The organism is Streptococcus ovuberis (assembly GCF_012396585.1).
In the GTDB taxonomy this organism is placed as follows: domain Bacteria; phylum Bacillota; class Bacilli; order Lactobacillales; family Streptococcaceae; genus Streptococcus; species Streptococcus ovuberis.
Map to the genome: position 1 here is coordinate 212659 of NZ_JAAXPR010000001.1, position 17623 is coordinate 230281.

General features: G+C 43.1%; 15 protein-coding genes. 1 reads left to right on the plus strand and 14 read right to left on the minus strand.

Annotated features, from left to right (window positions below; all coding sequences use genetic code 11):
* Nucleotides 1-96 precede the first annotated feature (96 nt).
* The 12 genes from HF992_RS00885 to miaA all read right to left on the minus strand — a co-directional run bounded on the left by HF992_RS00885 (nt 97) and on the right by miaA (nt 14251).
* Nucleotides 97-801 carry an MgtC/SapB family protein gene (locus HF992_RS00885; RefSeq protein ID WP_168548185.1) on the minus strand — a complete coding sequence of 235 codons (705 nt, stop codon included), beginning with the start codon at nt 799-801 and terminating at the stop codon, nt 97-99.
* Nucleotides 801-2498, minus strand: coding sequence for an ABC transporter permease (locus HF992_RS00890; protein WP_168548186.1), 1698 nt, complete (start codon nt 2496-2498; stop codon nt 801-803). The genes HF992_RS00885 and HF992_RS00890 overlap by 1 nt, the downstream gene beginning before the upstream one ends.
* A gap of 1 nt (nt 2499) precedes the next feature.
* On the minus strand, nt 2500-3513 hold the full coding sequence (locus HF992_RS00895) for an ABC transporter ATP-binding protein (protein ID WP_168548187.1): 1014 nt from the start codon (nt 3511-3513) through the stop codon (nt 2500-2502).
* A gap of 28 nt (nt 3514-3541) precedes the next feature.
* Entirely contained in the window at nt 3542-4603 is a 1062-nt protein-coding gene (locus HF992_RS00900) for an extracellular solute-binding protein (RefSeq protein WP_168548188.1), read from the minus strand.
* Nucleotides 4590-5450 (minus strand): glycerophosphodiester phosphodiesterase family protein, encoded by an 861-nt coding sequence (locus HF992_RS00905; protein ID WP_168548189.1) that lies wholly within the window; start codon nt 5448-5450, stop codon nt 4590-4592. The genes HF992_RS00900 and HF992_RS00905 overlap by 14 nt, the downstream gene beginning before the upstream one ends.
* Nucleotides 5451-6044: 594 nt before the next feature.
* Nucleotides 6045-7808, minus strand: coding sequence for an ABC transporter ATP-binding protein (locus tag HF992_RS00910; RefSeq protein WP_168548190.1), 1764 nt, complete (start codon nt 7806-7808; stop codon nt 6045-6047).
* 1 nt (nt 7809) lies between these two features.
* Nucleotides 7810-9552, minus strand: coding sequence for an ABC transporter ATP-binding protein (locus tag HF992_RS00915; protein WP_168548191.1), 1743 nt, complete (start codon nt 9550-9552; stop codon nt 7810-7812).
* Between the two features lie 217 nt (nt 9553-9769).
* A complete protein-coding gene (locus HF992_RS00920; RefSeq protein ID WP_168548192.1) occupies nt 9770-10525 on the minus strand; it encodes an SDR family NAD(P)-dependent oxidoreductase in 756 nt (251 codons plus the stop codon).
* Nucleotides 10522-11451, minus strand: a complete 930-nt coding sequence (gene rnz, locus HF992_RS00925) for a ribonuclease Z (RefSeq protein ID WP_168548193.1) — start codon at nt 11449-11451, stop codon at nt 10522-10524. The genes HF992_RS00920 and rnz overlap by 4 nt, the downstream gene beginning before the upstream one ends.
* Before the next feature lie 26 nt (nt 11452-11477).
* The gene (locus HF992_RS00930) at nt 11478-12119 is read right to left on the minus strand and encodes a cystathionine beta-lyase (protein WP_168548194.1); all 642 of its coding nucleotides are present in this window, start codon (nt 12117-12119) and stop codon (nt 11478-11480) included.
* Nucleotides 12103-13350, minus strand: a complete 1248-nt coding sequence (gene hflX, locus HF992_RS00935; RefSeq protein WP_168548195.1) for a GTPase HflX — start codon at nt 13348-13350, stop codon at nt 12103-12105. Before hflX ends, HF992_RS00930 begins: the two co-directional genes overlap by 17 nt.
* Complete coding sequence (gene miaA, locus HF992_RS00940) at nt 13343-14251, minus strand: tRNA (adenosine(37)-N6)-dimethylallyltransferase MiaA (protein ID WP_168548196.1); 909 nt, start codon at nt 14249-14251, stop codon at nt 13343-13345. Before miaA ends, hflX begins: the two co-directional genes overlap by 8 nt.
* Before the next feature lie 125 nt (nt 14252-14376).
* Between miaA and HF992_RS00945 the strand changes: the two genes are divergently transcribed.
* Nucleotides 14377-14550, plus strand: a complete 174-nt coding sequence (locus HF992_RS00945; protein ID WP_168548197.1) for a DUF3042 family protein — start codon at nt 14377-14379, stop codon at nt 14548-14550.
* 444 nt (nt 14551-14994) lie between these two features.
* Here HF992_RS00945 and HF992_RS00950 read toward each other — a convergent pair whose 3' ends face one another.
* A complete protein-coding gene (locus HF992_RS00950) occupies nt 14995-16809 on the minus strand; it encodes a glycoside hydrolase family 3 protein (protein WP_168548198.1) in 1815 nt (604 codons plus the stop codon).
* A gap of 10 nt (nt 16810-16819) precedes the next feature.
* Nucleotides 16820-17560: an HAD family hydrolase gene (locus HF992_RS00955; RefSeq protein ID WP_168548231.1), complete on the minus strand. Its 741-nt coding sequence runs from the start codon at nt 17558-17560 to the stop codon at nt 16820-16822.
* Nucleotides 17561-17623: the final 63 nt, after the last annotated feature.

Genomic DNA, 17623 nt, shown 5'->3' on the forward strand with positions numbered 1-17623 from the left:
CACTTTACAGCAGTCGTATGTCACTTTCTATTCTACCAAATTTCAAAACATTTTCGTAGTCACTTTATCAAAATAAGGTGCTGTCAAAACAACACCCTATTTCAATTCCTCCAAATAAATCACACCAGGTATCTTCGATAAATCCTCCATCAATTTTAAATGATTAAAGGACTCATTCAATTTTAAAGACAAATAACAAGACACTTGACTAGTTTCTGCTTGATAAATTTTCTGCTTTTTATCACTATAACTAAGCCCATTTTGCATATCTAAAATTTTTATATCGGAGGTGTTTAGAAAAATCAGAAGACGATTAAATCCCTCCAATGAATTAAAAATAATATGAAAATCAGCAACTTTTGAACGACTATTCAAGTAATCTTTTAAAGGTGAAACCAAGGTCATGATGCCAATTAAAGTAGCTGTTGAAATCAGAGCACCTGAATAAAAACCAATACCAGTAGCCAATCCCACAACAGCTGACGCCCATAGGCCCGCTGCTGTCGTTAAGCCACGAATTTTTTGGTTGTCGGTGACTAAGATCGTTCCAGCACCTAAAAATCCTAAACCACTAATGACCTGTGCTCCCATTCGTGTCGGATCTCCTATGCCATATTTCAAGACAATATACTGGTTGGTCATCATTACCATCGCAGATGCCAAACAAACCAGAATGTATGTTCTAATACCTGCCGCTTGGTTTTTAACACCTCGTTCAAAACCGATAATACCACCTAAAACGACAGACAAGAGAATTCTCAGTAAAATAATTGGCAGGGTTAATTCTCCTAGAGTCTCCATTACTGACGTGTTCCCTTTTGCGTTCTAAAACGATGACTAAGATAGAGAGCCAAGGTTGACATCACCATTAAGATAACCGAATAGACAAACATCATTGCAATTGCATTAACAGTGGCCGTCTCATCAGTTGCCGATTTAATGACAACACCAAGCGGCTTAAACAAAGGGTGATAGAGGAAAACCGATAAATCATAATCTGAGAGTAAGGAGTTAAAATTTAACACCACAACAGAGAGTACAACTGGCATGATAAATGGAATAATGACTTTTATCATGGTGTAAAAGCTTGATGCTCCCATACTACGAGCTGCTTCTTCCATATCACTGTCAATGCTAAAAAATACTGCTCGAATCATCCGATAAGAAAACGGAAGTTTTTGGATAATGTAAGCAATAAGCATCATACCTAAGGTCCCAATCAGAACCTGATTAAAGACAATTAAACGAGGCTCGTTAAAAGTAAACATCAGCCCCAGTGCAATCAATGTACTTGGTAAAATCCATGGAATTAAAGCGCCATACTCAAAAAATTTATCGAACTTATAAGTGTTTTTATGAACAATTCTTGAAATAATGATGGCAATAACAGTAACAATAAAGGCTGCTGAAGCTGCATAGATCAAACTTACTAGATAAGGTTTGAAGAACTCCGCATTAGAAAACAACTCCTGATAGTTTGCCAACGTAAAACTTGATAGGCTTAGATTACCAGTCTTAATTGTTAATGCATCCGTGAAGGAATAAAGGACAACCAGGGTAATTGGCAACATATAGATCACAAATAGCACGTAGGCAACAATGTGAGCAATGGCATTCCAAACTGGAGAGGTGATTGCTTGTTTTTTTAGGCCTGCTTTTGTTTTTGATACAGAAACATAGTTGCCACCTTTTTCTACCTTGTTAAGTAACGTTAACAACAAAATTGTTGCTAAGCCCAACATGATGGCTAAGAAAGCTGCTAGGTCACGTGAACCATTTGATTTTGCAAAACTGATAATCAACGGGTTAATCGTTTGAAACTCTTTTCCACCTACAATAAGTGGGGCAGAAACGGCTGACAAGCCCGTCAAAAAGGTCAAAATCGTTAAGGCAAACAAGGTTGGCTTAAAGGTAGGAAGCACCACCTTGAAAAATACGGTCATTGGTTTCGCACCCATGTTTCGAGAAGCTTCAATCGTATGGTAGTCAACACTACGGACAGCATTCGTCAAAAACATGATATGGTTTGAGGTACAAGCGAAAGTCATGATAAATAAAACCGCTCCGAAACCATGAAACCAATCTGGATTCAAACTTGGAAAGACTGATAGCAATAACTTAGTGATAAGCCCATTGCTACCATATACAAATTTATAGCCAGTCGCAAGAACAATACCACCGTAAATCAAAGAAGACATGTAGCCAAGTTTGAGAACTTTGGCTCCCTTGATATCCCAGTACTCAGTCAAAAGAACTACCAGAGTCCCAACAATGTTAACAGTTATCACCATAGAAATAGCTAGTTTGAAACTGTTCGCAATACTGTTTAGAGCCCTTTCCGAACTCATAATCTTATCCAAAGCCCGTAAGGAGAACTCACCATCTTTGAAAAAGACATTTGTCAGAAGTCCGATATTGGGATAAATGATGAAGGCTACCAGTAGCCACAGAACACCGATCCGTAGTAACCAGTCTTTCCATTTGATATCTTTGAACATGCTACTGACCTCCGTATTGCATAATGTCTTTCGGATTGATAAATAGCGTCACGACATCATCGATAACATGGCTGGAATGCCCGTCATTCTTTTCAATGATATTAACTTGCTGTCCATTCTCCAATATAACAGTATATTTGATGAAAACACCATTGAATTCCAGATCAACAATTTTCCCTTGAATAGATAAATCACTTTCAGCTTGTCTTTCCAGTCGTACACGTTCTAAGCGAACATAGCCACTGTTTGGTTCAAAAATTGGCAACCCATTAGCAAGTAGAGCCAAGGTTTGCTCTGACAGGTGGTTAATATCACCGATGAAATCACAGACAAATTCTGTCTTAGACTGATTGTAAATTTCATACGGTGTTCCCACTTGTTCAATGAAACCATTATTGAAGACCGCAATACGATCCGATAAGGTCAAGGCTTCTTCTTGATCGTGAGTGACATAAAGGGTTGTGATACCTAGTTCTTTTTGCAGTCGCTTCAACTCTAAGCGAAGATCTACCCGTAATTTGGCATCCAAATTCGAAAGCGGTTCGTCCAAGCAAAGAATTTTAGGCTCTAAGACCAAAGCCCTAGCCAAAGCAACCCGTTGCTGCTGTCCACCAGAAAGTTCCGAAATATTACGCTTCAACTGCTCATCCGAAATTTTGATTTTCTTAGCAACCTCATGAACCTTGGCTTTTATGATTTCAGGCGAAACCTTCTTAACCTTCAAACCAAAAGCAATATTATCATACACTGTCATTGTAGGGAATAACGCGTAGCTTTGGAAAACAATACCAATCTCACGTTTTTCTGGATCCAAATTCGTGATGTCTTTATCACCAACACAAATAGTACCCTTAGAGGGGTTAATAAACCCCACTAAGGTACGCAAGGTTGTTGATTTACCACAACCACTTGGTCCGAGAAATGTAAAGAACTCCCCTTCCTTGATTTCTAAATTCAAATTGTCAATCGCAATAAAATCTGCATATTTGATTTGTATATCGTTAAAGGTAATCATATACACCTCTCCTCACTTTTAAATGTTACTATTCTACAAATTCCAGTTCAGCTTTTTCCACCCATGAGCTGATATTCTCACCGATAAACTCCCAATCCAATTTCTGAGATTTAACGCTACTTGCAAATTCTTTAATTTCAGCCTTAGCACCTTCAAGAGCTGTCTTGTTAGCAGGGATTGAACCAAAATCGTCACTCCATGCTTTTTGAACCTCTGCACTACCAAACCAGTTGACAAATTCTTTGACAAGGGCTTCTTTCTTGCTAGTTGACAAAATTCCAACTTGCTCTGTGACGTAAGGAACCCCCACCTTAGGACTCATGACTTGGAATTTATAGCCACGTTCAGCTTGGTTTTGAAGAACACCTGAACCCCACATCATGCTGTAGTTCAATGGGTTGCTATCGTCGATAAGAGCAGAGATATAATCTTCACCTTGTGCATAAGTATGTGCATTTTGAATGTACTTCTTAGCTACTTCCCAACCTTCATCGGAAATACCCAAATCACCTTTTTCATCAGCGTAGCGGCTAACGATGCTTGCAAAGATGTTTTTAGAAGTACCTGTGTTCAAGCCAGAAATACCATAAGTCCCTTTATAAGAATCTTTGGTCAAATCTGTCCAGTCATTTGGCATATCAGCTTTTGCGTTACCGATCAGTACCAATGGTTGAACAACAATTGGGTGGTAATAACCATCAGCATCACCGAGTGTAGCATCTACTTCGTTAGCCCACTCTGGACTGTATTTAACGAGTAATTTTTCATCTTTGATACGGTTGAACTCCAAGTTGTTCAAACCAAATACCATATCAGCAATCGCATTGTTTTTCTCTGCAATCAATCGGTCAGCCAATTCACCACCAGAGATATCAACGTATGAAATTTTAAAGCCTTTTTCAGCTGCTTTTTCTTTGAGCCATTCACCACGGCCATCAGTTGTTGAGTTAGAATAGATGACAATCTCTTGTGAGTAGTCAATTTCAGCTGGTGCACTCTCTTTAGCTGGCTCAGCTGATTTAGATGTGCTACAAGCAGTCAACAAGAGTGCTGCGCTAGCGAACATGCAAAGTTTTTTAAAGTGTTTCATAAGAATTTCTCCTATTTAATATTTTTTTGTAGTTATTTTCAATTAAGCAAGAATACAATAAGTATGGCCAATCTGTTTGAATAATATCAAAACCCAGTTCAACTAATTTGATCCAAGAATAGCCATTATCAAACAGAGCTACTTCATCATCAATTCTTGCAGCCAGTACAATCGTGTCATTTAGACGAAGAGCATTTACCCAGGTAAGAATGCCTTTATTACGAAGTCGTTGCATAGTGGCAGGACTAATCAATTCTGAATCTAAATCTTCAAAAATCAATTCTACTGCAACTAAGTTAATACCTCCAAAGTTCAGAACTAACTCAAGTTCTTCAACCGTTTTGACAATCGGCATAAACATAACATCTAATTCAGAATCTCGCAATTGTTCCAGCAACTCTCTTTTTGCCGGTGCCTTGAGCAAGACTTGGCTTAATGACTTATAGGTTTTAAGTTTATCAAGGAAGGTATCCCAATAGAACCAACTCCTATCAATGTTTATTAGGCTCTTCCCTTCAAGATTGGCAAGAACTTCCTCAATCGTTTCTAATCTTTGATCTACTGGCTCAGCAAGCGAGTTGAAACAAGGTAAACCTTTAATTTGTTCCGCCGGCAAAAGACGAAGATCAATATCCATATCAAAAACCAACTTTTCTTGGCCATCATGAAATGCAAAAAATTCACCATCAACCGTTCGGATGACATCAACTTCAACCATATCACCTTTGTGACGAATGGCGTTCAGGTAAGCCTTTGTAGTATTTTGAATGATGTTACCACCATTTGTACCACGATGAACCGCAATTAGCACCCCCCTTTCTTCCTGATATTTCTGTAACAGATTCATCTCACTTCCTCCTTTATTTCTTTACAAGAATATTGTAAGCGATTTTTTGGAACGTGTCAAGTTTTTTTGAGGTTTTCTTAGTTTCGTATTTTGTAGATTAGTATTTATGTAGGAAGTACTAAATTAAACTTATGATTTATATCCAAAATCTTATAAAACAGGACATTGTCACCAACCGAGTTACTTTTATTCCAATATAGAAAATTTTCAAACCTATGTTAACTCATTAACAGTACACTAACCCACAGGCAACTCTACAACTAGCAAGAACAGGATTAACTGCTTCCCTTTTCCAAAAGTTAGGGCTGTCTTTAGAGTAAGCCCCTAACCAGAATTTATGCTCATCGCTTAACAAAAATCAAAATCCGAATCATTTGGTGGTCATCGGGTAACTATTGTTTAAGCCATGCAGCAACCTCAAAATAGTTGGAAAGGCTACTATGTTCAGATTCTGTGTTTAAATAAGCATGCATTCGCCCATTAACGGCGTGAAAGCAAGGAGCGATCTGATCGAAAATCATAAAACCTCCCCTAGGTTTAACTAGAAGAGGCTTGACTTGTTATAATATCCCTTAAGTGAGAAACCAGTTTGATCTAGTCCGCAAATTGGCTCTGATAGAGGTCGTAATAAAAACCTTTATCAGCTAAAAGACTGGCATGCGTACCTTGTTCGATAATTTCACCATCCTTTAAGACTAGGATTTTATCCGCTTCTTGAATGGTGGATAGACGATGGGCAATCACAAAGCTCGTGCGACCTTCCATCAAACGCTTCATAGCCTTTTGGATCAAGAGCTCTAGACGGGTGTCCACAGATGACGTTGCTTCGTCTAAAATTAAAATCTTAGGATCAGATAAGAGGGCACGGGCAATGGTTAACAACTGCTTTTGCCCCAATGAAATATTGCTGGATTCCTGATTCATTTCCATGTTGTAGCCACCAGGAAGGGTTCTGATAAAATGATCCACATTGGCGGCCTTTGCTGCTGCAATGATCTCTTCATCAGTAGCTTCTAGATTGCCAAACCGAAGGTTTTCCTTAATGGTGCCTTCATAGAGCCAGGCATCTTGGAGCACCATCCCAAACTGTTTACGGTAATCTTGACGAGACAAGGTTCTGATATCATGCCCATCGACTTTGATAGCTCCTGAAGTCACATCGTAAAAGCGCATCAGGAGATTAATCAAGGTCGTCTTACCCGCGCCAGTTGGACCGACTATAGCGACCATCTCACCCGGCTGGACATCAAGGTTAAAGTTACGGATCAAAGGTTTATCGGGCAAGTACTGGAAATCAACGGCCTCAAAAGACACCTGACCTGTCAAAGGCTTCTCTAAGCGCTCAGTAACCTGGTTAACTTCGTCTGTCTCATCCAATACCGCAAAAATCCGCTCGAGAGAAGATTGAGCCGACTGCAATTGACCTGCCAATTGAGTAATCGTCTGAATCGGTTGATTCACCTGCCAGACATACTGAACCAGGGCTTGCAGATTCCCAACAGTCAGTTGACCTGCCAAAACTCGAAATCCTCCCAAAAGAGCAATGAGCAGATAGGCCAAATTCGAGATGGTAGACAAGACAGGCATCATAATTCCAGAGGTAAAGCTCGCCTTGAACCCCGTCGCTTGCAAGTCGTCCATAATCTGACCAAATTCTGCCTCAGAATGCTCCTCACGTCCATAGAGTTTGATCACATTGAATCCGGTTAAATTTTCTTGAACAAAACCATTCATGTCACCTAAAAGCTGAGCCTGACGTTTAAAATAAGGCTGGGACTTGGTCATGATAAACTTGGCTGAAAAATAAGTCAACGGAATGCTAGCAATCACAATTAGAGAAAGGCTAGGACTAATGTAAACCGCCATAGAAACAGCCAATATAATCGTCAAAAATGCATTGATAATTTGAAGAAAAGACTGTTGCAGAGCGTTAGAGACCGTTTCCACATCTGAAGTAAATCGACCTAGCATATCCCCAAACTGATGACGGTCAAAGTAAGAGGTCGGAATCCGATTGATCTTTTGGCTCATCTCCTTACGAAGGTCCCTAATCGTAGACTGCACTGCTTTCGTGATGAAGACATTGGCATACCATGATCCCAACGAATAAAGACTTCCACGTATGTAGTAGATGATTAAAATTAGGATAATGTAACGGTAGTTAATCCCGGCTCCTTGGACACCAGCCATCATGTCCTTGACATTAGCAGTGATCTCTGTGATGATCAAACCAAAGGTCAAGGGTTCCAAGGCATTCATGGCTGCGCTCAAAATTTTGAAAAAGACAGAGAGAAAGAGAGAACGGCGATAACTCCTTAAATAGTGCCAGAGGCGTTTATACACATTTTCTGTTGGCATATTAGGCTTCTCCTTCCGTCAATGATTGATTGTTGAGCTGACTCTCCGCAATTTCACGATAGATGGCATTGCTTGCCATCAGCTGCTCATGGGTTCCACGCCCGACGATTTCTCCCTCGTTGAGGACAATGATCTGGTCCGCATTCATAATGGTTCCTACCCGTTGGGCAACAATGAGCACGGTAGCTTCTCCAGTGACCTCTTTGAGGCGGCGGCGAAGTTCCGCATCGGTCTTATAATCCAGTGCTGAGAAACTATCGTCAAAGATGTAGATGTCAGGTTTTTTGACCACTGCACGCGCAATAGACAGACGCTGTTTTTGGCCTCCAGATAGGTTGCTACCACCTTCTGCCAAGTGATGTTCATAACCTTTTTCGGTTGATTTAACAAACTGTTCTGCCTGTGAAACCGCAATGGCCTGATCTAACTCAGGAAGGCTGGCATCTTCTTTTCCGTAGCGCAGATTCTCTCCAATGGTGCCAGTAAACAGAAGTGCCTTCTGTGGAATGAACCCAATCTTGCTACGCAGGGCTTTGAGATGATAGTCCCTCACATCTACACCATCAATCAAAATCCGACCTAGTGTAATATCGTAAAACCTTGGAATCAATTGAACAAGGGACGACTTGCCTGATCCAGTTGATCCGATAAAGGCGATCGTTTCTCCCGGCTTAGCCTTAAAGCTGATGTTATGGAGGACTGGGCTCTCTGTTTCACCAGGGTAGGCAAAGGTCACATTGTCAAATTCCAGATAGCCCTTCGTCTTTGTCTGTGTGATCCCTCCCTCATTCGGATCAATCGAAATCGGCATATCCATGACTTCCTGCAATCGCTTAGCTGATACAGCCATTCTCGGGTACATGGTGAAGAGATTGGCGAAAAGCAAGAAAGAAAAGAGAGCGTGAAAGGCGTACTCAATAAAGGCGACTAAATGACCGACCTGCAAATCGCCTCGACTGATTGGCGGCAAGGCAAACCAGACAATAGCCACAATCATCACAATGATCAGCTGAACAAAAAGCGGTTCTCCAAGGCCCGTCAATCTGAAGAGCTTGCTAGACGTTGCGGCATAGCTTTCATTGGCTTGACCAAAGCGTTCCTCTTGGAAATCCTCCCGTGCGAAGGCTCGAATCACGCGCAATCCTGTCAAGTTCTCACGGACATATTGGTTAATCTTGTCCAGCGTCTTTTGTTGCTTTTCAGATAGCGGCCCTGTTTTATGGGCAATATACCACACCACAATTACGAGAAAGGGGAGGCATCCAGCTACAACCCACCCCAAAAATGGACTGGATAGGATAATCATCATCATTGAAGACACCATCATCAAGGGAGTGATGATTCCCATTCGCAACGCTTGCTCAGCAAAGGTCATGAGGACAAAAGCATCTCCTGTAATCCGAGTCACTAGGGAAGACACCCCAATCTGCTCATACTCGTGATGGGAGTATGTCTGTAGCTTCTGATAAAGATCCACCCGCATATCCCGAATCATAGTGGTGGTCATTTTACTAGATGCATAAGTAAGTACCACCCGACCTAGTGCACTAACTAAAATGATCACAAGCATCACAAAAGCCCAATAATAAAGCTTAGCTGGTTGGTTGCGGGTCAATCCCTCATCAATCATCCGAGCCAGAATGGTCGGCAGACCCAAGTTGACCATGACAAACATCAGCGCACCAAAGATATTGAGCATCAATAGCTTGGGATGTCTTTTCAAATAAGACCAAATATAACGCATATCTCCTCCTTTTTTCAACAGTCTTTTCCGAAAAACCGGCCCCTAAGATTTTACTCTGTAGAGTGTAAAAAGACTAAGCCTGGGAAAAGATCCTAGACTCAGTTGGGAATACTCAATTTTCAGTTGTTTCCAGTGTAACGTAATTTAAACTGGCAGGCAAGCCTTTTTTCTGTTTTTCTTTCGAAAAACACTTTAGAGGTTGCGTTTTACTTTTGAATTATTTGTAATTAAAAACTTTCCTGGCCAGATAATCACCAATCGTTGGAAACAAATGATAGAAACGGTGAGCCACCTTCAGCGAAAAAGGGAGAGTAAGGTCTCGTTGATTGTGCCCTAAACTGCGAACAATGCGCGCAGCCACCTGGTCCGGATTCAAAGCGTAACGTTCAACCCGTTTGAGGTAGGTGCCTGACGGGTCTGCCTGATCAAAGAAACCTGTCCGAATCGGACCCGGATTAACCGTGGTGACATAGACGCCATAATCAGCCAATTCTAAGCGCAAGGCGCTGGAAAACCCTGTCACTGCAAATTTAGCAGCACTGTAGACGCTAGCTTTGCTGGTCGCCATTAGCCCCAGCACACTCGAAATATTGACAATATGGCCCTTCCCAGCAACCTTCATCCGCAGCCCAATCAATCGTGACAACTGCATGAGCGCAAAGACATCTACTTCAAACATGCTTCTGACTTCCTCATCACTCACTTGATCAAACGCCTTGAACTCCCCATAACCGGCATTGTTAATCAGGATATCAACACTAATTCCCTCTTGGTCGAAGCCAGCTACCATCTGGTCAATCGCTTGAGGATCTGTTAGATCAATTTCGAGCAAGGTGGTTTTTGGCCGTTGTCCATACAACGCTGACAGTTTCGCTAAACTCCGTCCAGTTAAGATAAGGTGGTCATCTGGCAAGAGCGTCACAATCGCCTGAGCAAGTCCACCTGTTGCACCTGTTATCAGAATTGTTCTCATAAGTCATACTCCTCCAAATCATTCACCACCCAGACCTTTTCAAAAACTTGACTCGCTTCCAGACGAAGTTTTTTAACATCCCGAGATAAGAAGCGTGGAGAGATATGATTGAGAAAAAGGCGCTTCACACCTGCTTCCTTAGCCACCTGGGCCGCCTGAACATTGGTCGAATGCCCATGCTTTTTAGCAATAACGTAGTCATCCTTGCCGTAAGTCGCCTCATGCACCAAGACATCCGCATTCACTGCCAAGCGCACACTACTTGCCGTCTGACGTGTATCGCCTAAAATGGTCACAACCTTACCAGGTTTAGGCGGCGAAAGATAGTCCCTCGCAATAATTTCTCGGCCATCTGGCAAGGTGACATTATTCCCGTTTTTGAGTTGACCAAACAAAGGACCAAAGGGCACACCAGCAGCGCGCAAGCCCTCTGCGTCCAAGGAACCTTCCAAATCTTTTTGGACCACACGATAACCGACACAGAAAACTGTATGGTCTAGCTTGTCCGCAAACACCTGAAATTTATCGTTCTCCATAATCAACTCTTGCGAAATCTCTCCAAACTCATGGAAATGAATCTTATAGGGCAACCGAGTTCCCGAAACCTTAAGGCTGTTGAGGACAAACGATTTAATCCCAATCGGCCCATAAATAGTCAAATCTGTTTGTTCCTCATTCGCCTGAAAGGAACGGCTGGCCAGAAAACCTGGCAAGCCAAAAATATGATCACCATGCAGGTGAGTAATGAAAATCTTAGTTACCTTACGCGGGCGAATAGTGGTTTCTAAGATACGATTTTGCGTCCCTTCGCCGCAATCAAAGAGCCAAATCTCATTGATTTCATCCAAGAGCTTGAGTGCTAGACTAGAGACGTTTCGCATTTTGGACGGCTGACCAGCTGAGGTGCCTAAAAATTGAATTTGCATAGTGGGTAATAAACTTCTTTCTAAATCTAAACAAGGTAGACCTTAAATTGCCGATTGGCATAAGCGTAATAAGGTTTCCTTTGAGGAAAATGATCGATCAGTGCCAAAAGATCGTCACGGTTGAAACTAGAGAGACGAACGGCACCTGAAACCAACTTGTGAGCTTCGGCTAGAAGAGAGACCGATTGATCTAAAACAATAACCTCTACCACCTCGTCTTCCAAACAAAGGGGCGACATCTTAATCTTTCCTTTTTCTTGATAAACCTGATAATGCGGAAAAATCTGGGCCAACTCCAACAAGTCTATATCAGTCATCTGCTCAGCTATTTCCGGAAAAACCACCGCAACCTCCTGGTCGTTCTCATAACAAAACCCATAGGATTTTCCAAGGAGATTGAGACGGATAAAGGGCTTTTTTTCTTCAAAGCTAGGGGCGGTTTGAAAGAGGCCCAAGGCCTGACTGACTTGGAAGAAGTAGGCAGTCGCCGCCTCAGGTCCTTGCTTTTCGTAGGTCTCTGCAAAGTAGGCGTTCAAAACACTGGGCGGTGGGGTAATCAAACGCAAACACTCAGCCTCTGATAACCCTTGAAAAAGCTGGCTGAGATAAGCCTTATCTAGACTTGTAAAGCCGCCATATGTCAAGGCTAAATCAAGTAGCTCCATCATAAAACACCTCCAGACGCCAGCGATTCTCAGGAAGGATATAGCCTGAAATGTGCTCCCCTTCTTCCGTCAATTGGCTTTCTTCTATGAGAGCAAATTGGGTTAACTCATGAAGTAAATAGGATTTTGAAAAAGGGACTAGCAAGTTGAAAGGTTCAGATAAGTCCTTAATTTTTTGCTGAATCGCTTCTTGCAAATCCTGCTTCGCACTAGCAGACTTGGCTGACAATAAAACATGGGGTGTCAGGGTCGGGATAAATTCCTCAACCAAGTCTGCCTTATTGTAGAGCGTCATCCGAGGGATTTCCAACATATCCAACTCTTCCAAAATCTTTAAGACGACCTCTTCTTGCCTGGCATGGTCAAAATCAGAAGCGTCAATAACATGGAGAAGCAAATCCACATTGCGGCTTTCTTCTAAGGTTGATTTAAAGCTCGAAACTAACTCGGTTGGCAAGTCCTGAATAAACCCAACCGTATCTGTCAGGGTCATCTGAAACTGGTCTGCCAGCTGGACTTGCTTAGTTGTCGCATCCAGCGTCGCAAAGAGCTCATCAGCCTCATAATGTGCCTTACGGCTAAGCACATTCATAATGGTCGACTTCCCTGCATTGGTGTAGCCAATCAACCCAACCTTAAAGATTCCAGACGACAAGCGCTTTTCCCTAATCCGCGTCCGCGTCTTCTCAACGCCCTTAAGCTGACGCTCAATATCATGTATCTGGTTTCGAATGGAACGCCGATTCAACTCCAATTGGCTCTCGCCGGGACCTCTACTCCCAATTCCCCCAGCCTGTCGGCTGAGCATAATCCCTTGACCAACCAAGCGAGGAAGCATATATTTCAGTTGAGCTAGATGGACCTGAAGTTTTCCTTCATGGCTACGCGCCCTCAGGGCAAAAATATCCAAGATCAGCTGCATCCGGTCAATCACCTTAACGCCTAGAATGGCTTCTAAATTGCTATTTTGACGTGGCGTAAGGCGATTATTAACGATGACCGTATCAACTTCCTCAGCCTCTATCCACTCGGCAATTTCTTCCAATTTCCCTGAGCCAACAAAGGTCTTGCTGTCATAGCGCTCTCTCTTTTGCACCACTTTTCCTTTGACCTTTGCTCCTGCTGTTTTAGCAAGACTTTCCAGCTCCTGCATGGACATAGCAAAGTGGTCTGACTCCTGCAGGTCAACCCCAACGAGAAGAACACGTTCTTGTCCTTTTTGGGTTTCAATCATGACTTTCCTCCCTTGCTTCATCGGTTAAAAATGTCTCCACTGCCCTATAAACCCGCTCCTTAAAGTCAGCTGTCCCAACTTCATAAAACGAAACCTGCATACGGTTTTTAAACCAAGTCAACTGCCTTTTAGCAAACCGACGACTGTTTTGCTTGAGCTGGTCCAAAGCTTCTTGCAACGAAAGTTCTCCTGCAAAATAAGGAAAAAGTTCCTTATAGCCAATCCCTCGCGTTGCTTGGACCGTCGGGTGATGCCTGTACAACCACTCCGCTTCTGTCAAAAGCCCCTCCTCAACCATCCGATCGACCCGCTGGTTAATCCGATCGTAAAGCCTCTCTCGCTCATCTGTCAATCCAATTAAGAGGTAATCGTAAGGTGGCTCTTCATTAGCCAAATCCTTACCAAATTTAGCTAGTTCCAGAGCACGGATCGCTCGCCTGCGGCTAAACTGTTCCAGCTGCACCGACTCCTTTTCTAAAAGCGCTAGTAAAGAAACATCGCTTTCTTGTTCCAGAAGAGCTCGATAAGCTAACACTTGGGCCTGATCAACCTCCCCACCGAGATGGTACCCTTCTAGCAAACTTTGCAAGTAAAGCCCAGTCCCACCTACAATCAAGGGAATCTTGCCAGAGCAGTTGATCACTTCAATAGCCTGTTTGGCCTCTTGGCAAAACTCATAGGCCGAGTAAGTCTGTGTCACCTCACGGACATCAATCAAGTGATGCTTGGCTGCAGCTTGTTCTTCACTAGTCGCCTTGGCTGTTCCTATATCAAGCCCTCGATAGACCTGCTGACTGTCTCCTGAGATAATTTCACCTCCATAGCGCTGAGCGAGTTCAATCCCCAGAGCCGTTTTTCCGACAGCTGTTGGCCCTAACACAACTATAACTTTTTTTTTCATCTTTTTCCTTGAAAATTAACCATTTTTTCGCTATTATTTATTATAACACAAGATGTGGGTCATTCAAACGTCCGTTCACCAGAACTGGCCAAATGACCATTCATCGAAACGAAAGGAGAATGCTCATGGCTAAAAATAGTTTTATCAAAGGTCTTGCAGCAGGTGTCGCTGGTACAGTTGCAGCTGTGGCAGGGGCTGTCTACACATTTAACAAAAAAGTGATTCAACCCGAAGAAGAAAAAGCAGCCTTCATCGAAGAAAACCGTAAGAAAGCAGCTCGCCGTCGCGTCTCTCGCTAAGTAAGAGCCTCCCTCAACCATCAGCATAGCTGGTGGTTTTTTTTCTGTAGCTTCACGTTAGAAAAACTTTATACTCATAATGGCCTCTTCAAAGCTATTTTGGCTTGCTATATGGCTTAAAAATAGGGACTCCCTGACTACCGACTCACTCAGAGATGGATGGTCATCTAATAGTACGGATACTCTTCAACCAAAGCAAACACAAGGCAGATTCATGTTATTTAAAATCTGTAAATAGCGCACTTTGAGGTTTGACTGTACATACCATGAAACAGGGACAACCTCGTTACCAGCTGCTTCATAGTGAGACTACAAAAACTTACTTGCCATATAGTGTACTGACCAGTATCAGAGGACAAATCTATACCCAAAATCCTCCACAGGTTAGATGTTCTGCGGAGGATTTTTGGATTAACTGTATTTTATAAAGGAGGTTTTATCAAGTTAGTTTTGAGTTGTTCTTGGTACACTTGGTTTCCGCCAAATCTGGGTATCTATCAGACCGCAGAACGCGTCAACTGGCGAGACACCCGTAAATTCTGATTCCCCAGCCAGCTTGGCAACCAAGGCTTCAATCGTGCTTGGCAGGCCATCGTAAGCATTGATGTAGGTCCCGACCTGTGGCATGTCCGCCAACGCGAATGGGTGTTGAACGGAGACCACGATTGTCGGTACTTCATGAACATAGAAAGGTTGATCCGGTGTCCCTTTAGCAGCAGGCCAAATAATCCGTTGGGTGGTTCCTCCAGAGTTAACATCAACCAGATTGATGATCAGATCATAATGATCCGTAATCTGAGCAATCGGACGTTTGGAGGCATAGACATTTTGAATGGCCGCAGGGCGCTCATTTTCTGGAAGCTTTTTGATGCGTTCTTCTGTGTTTTCCCAGATAGAGACCTCATGCCCCCGTGCTTCCAATACCTCCTTCAAGGTATCTGAAGCGCGCTTTTTACCAGAATTAATCAGGGCACCAAAGCCACCCTTGTAACCATCAACTTCAACCAGTAAAATCCGCTTGTAGCGTTCCGGAGTCACTGGGAAAATGCCTTCTTCTTTTGCCTTGACCAGCGTGATTGCCTTGTCTGCTACTTCTGCAGCGATTTCTGCCGCTTCAGCGGTCGCAATAAGCTTCAGAGCCTCCTCCTTAGGCAACATGATTGCCTCGCGACGGCCTTCAAAAGTATGGAGACCTAGCTTGGCTTTTAGGCCTAGGGTACGACGGAGGGCGTCGTGCAAACGTTCGTCTGAGAGGAGGCCGTTTTCGTAACCTTCCTTCATCCACTGCAAGTCTTCATCTGGATCATTAAAGAAGAGGAAGAGGTCACACCCTGCCTCGATAGCTGTCGGCAACAACTCGCGCCTTGGCATAGAAGCTGTCATGGCTACCATATGCGACGCATCGGTTACGATAGCGCCATTATAGCCCAACTCCCCACGCAAAAGTTCATCCAGCAAGGTTTTATTGAGTGAAGCCGGTAACATCTCATCCAAGTCTCGATCAGGATGCATTTCCTTCTCAACATTCGGGAGATGAATATGCCCTGCCATGATACCAGGCAAACCAGCTTCAGCCATTTCTCCATAAATACGACCAAAGGTTTCCATCCATTCTGACTTATTCATGGGATTTGAAGCGTAAGACAAGTGATGGTCACGTTCATCAATCCCATCTCCAGGAAAATGTTTAGCAAAAGGAATGATCCCATGCTGCATAATACCACGCATGTATTCTTTGGAGAGTTCAATGACTTGGTCAACATCAGCCCCCCAAGTACGGTTGGCGATGATGGGGTTGCGCCAGTTGCGACTCAAATCCATAATCGGCGCAAACGATGCATTGCAGCCGACTGCTGATGCTTCTAGACCAGCAATACGTCCCAACTCATAAGCATATTTAGGATCATTGGTGGCTGCAATCTTGACCTCATCACCAATCTTAGTCCCATCTGTCACAGCTCCATTACCACCCGATTCGGTATTGGCTGCAATTAATAAAGGGATTTTTGACTTGGTTTGGAGAATGTAATTCTGCTCCCAAATATCTGTTGCTGGCCCCGGTGCATAGCGGACAGCTCCAATTTTATAATCATCGAGCACCCCAGTCAAGTATTCTTCTGTCCGAAGACTTCCCATATTGACAAAAAGCTGACCGATTTTCTCCTCTAAGGTCATATTCGCAATGGTTTCTTCCACCCATTCAACAGCTTGGTCATCCAAGTTGTAGGGCTTTTTTCTTAAATCAACTAGGTTTGTCATGTTCTTCTCCTTACTCTAGGTTTTTCCAAAAACGTTCCTTGTAAGCTGCTTCATCATAACACCCAGCTACAAAGTTTTCCGCTTCCATACTCATCAAATCTGACCAAGACGTCGCCTCTTCTCCCACGATAATCGGGTAGAAACTAACATCATTTTGTTCAGCTGCATAACAATCACCTGGGGAATCACCAATCATTAAAATCTGACTCGGTGACTCAACCTTATCAAGCAACTGTGCCAAGACATCTTCCTTCTTCCCGCGGTCTTGACAGTAGAGGTCTGTCACATAGGGCATCAATCCCTGCTCATGCCATTCTTCTTCCACTGCTTCACGGTTGGCAGAACTGACCACATAGACCTGGCCCAGCTGGCTGAGTTTTTTCAGCCCTTCTCTGGCATTGGGAAAAGCGAGCGCCTCACCCTCGTAAGCTTTGATATGGCGATTCACATCATTAGACCAGGCAAGAGCCTTTTCTAAATCAGCTGACGCCTCTTTTTCAATAGCCTTTTCCAGCGAAGCATTAGAGAGTGAATCCGTTGTTTCAGCCCATGCGACTAAATGATCAATGTCTGATAGTCCTGCTGATTGAAGGGCCATGACCAATCCCGTAAAACGGTTGACGCCCCGTGTCCGTGAATAAAGGTTCAACGTCTCCCAATGCTTTTGAAAATTTTCAGGATCTGCAATCGAAAAATGCTTCGCTATTAAAGGACCAAAGAAAAGCTCGTGCTTGTAAGTCATGGTATCCATGGCACAGCCATCCGAATCCACACAGAAAAGATAGGTTGTTTGTTTTGTCACAGTGTTCTCCTT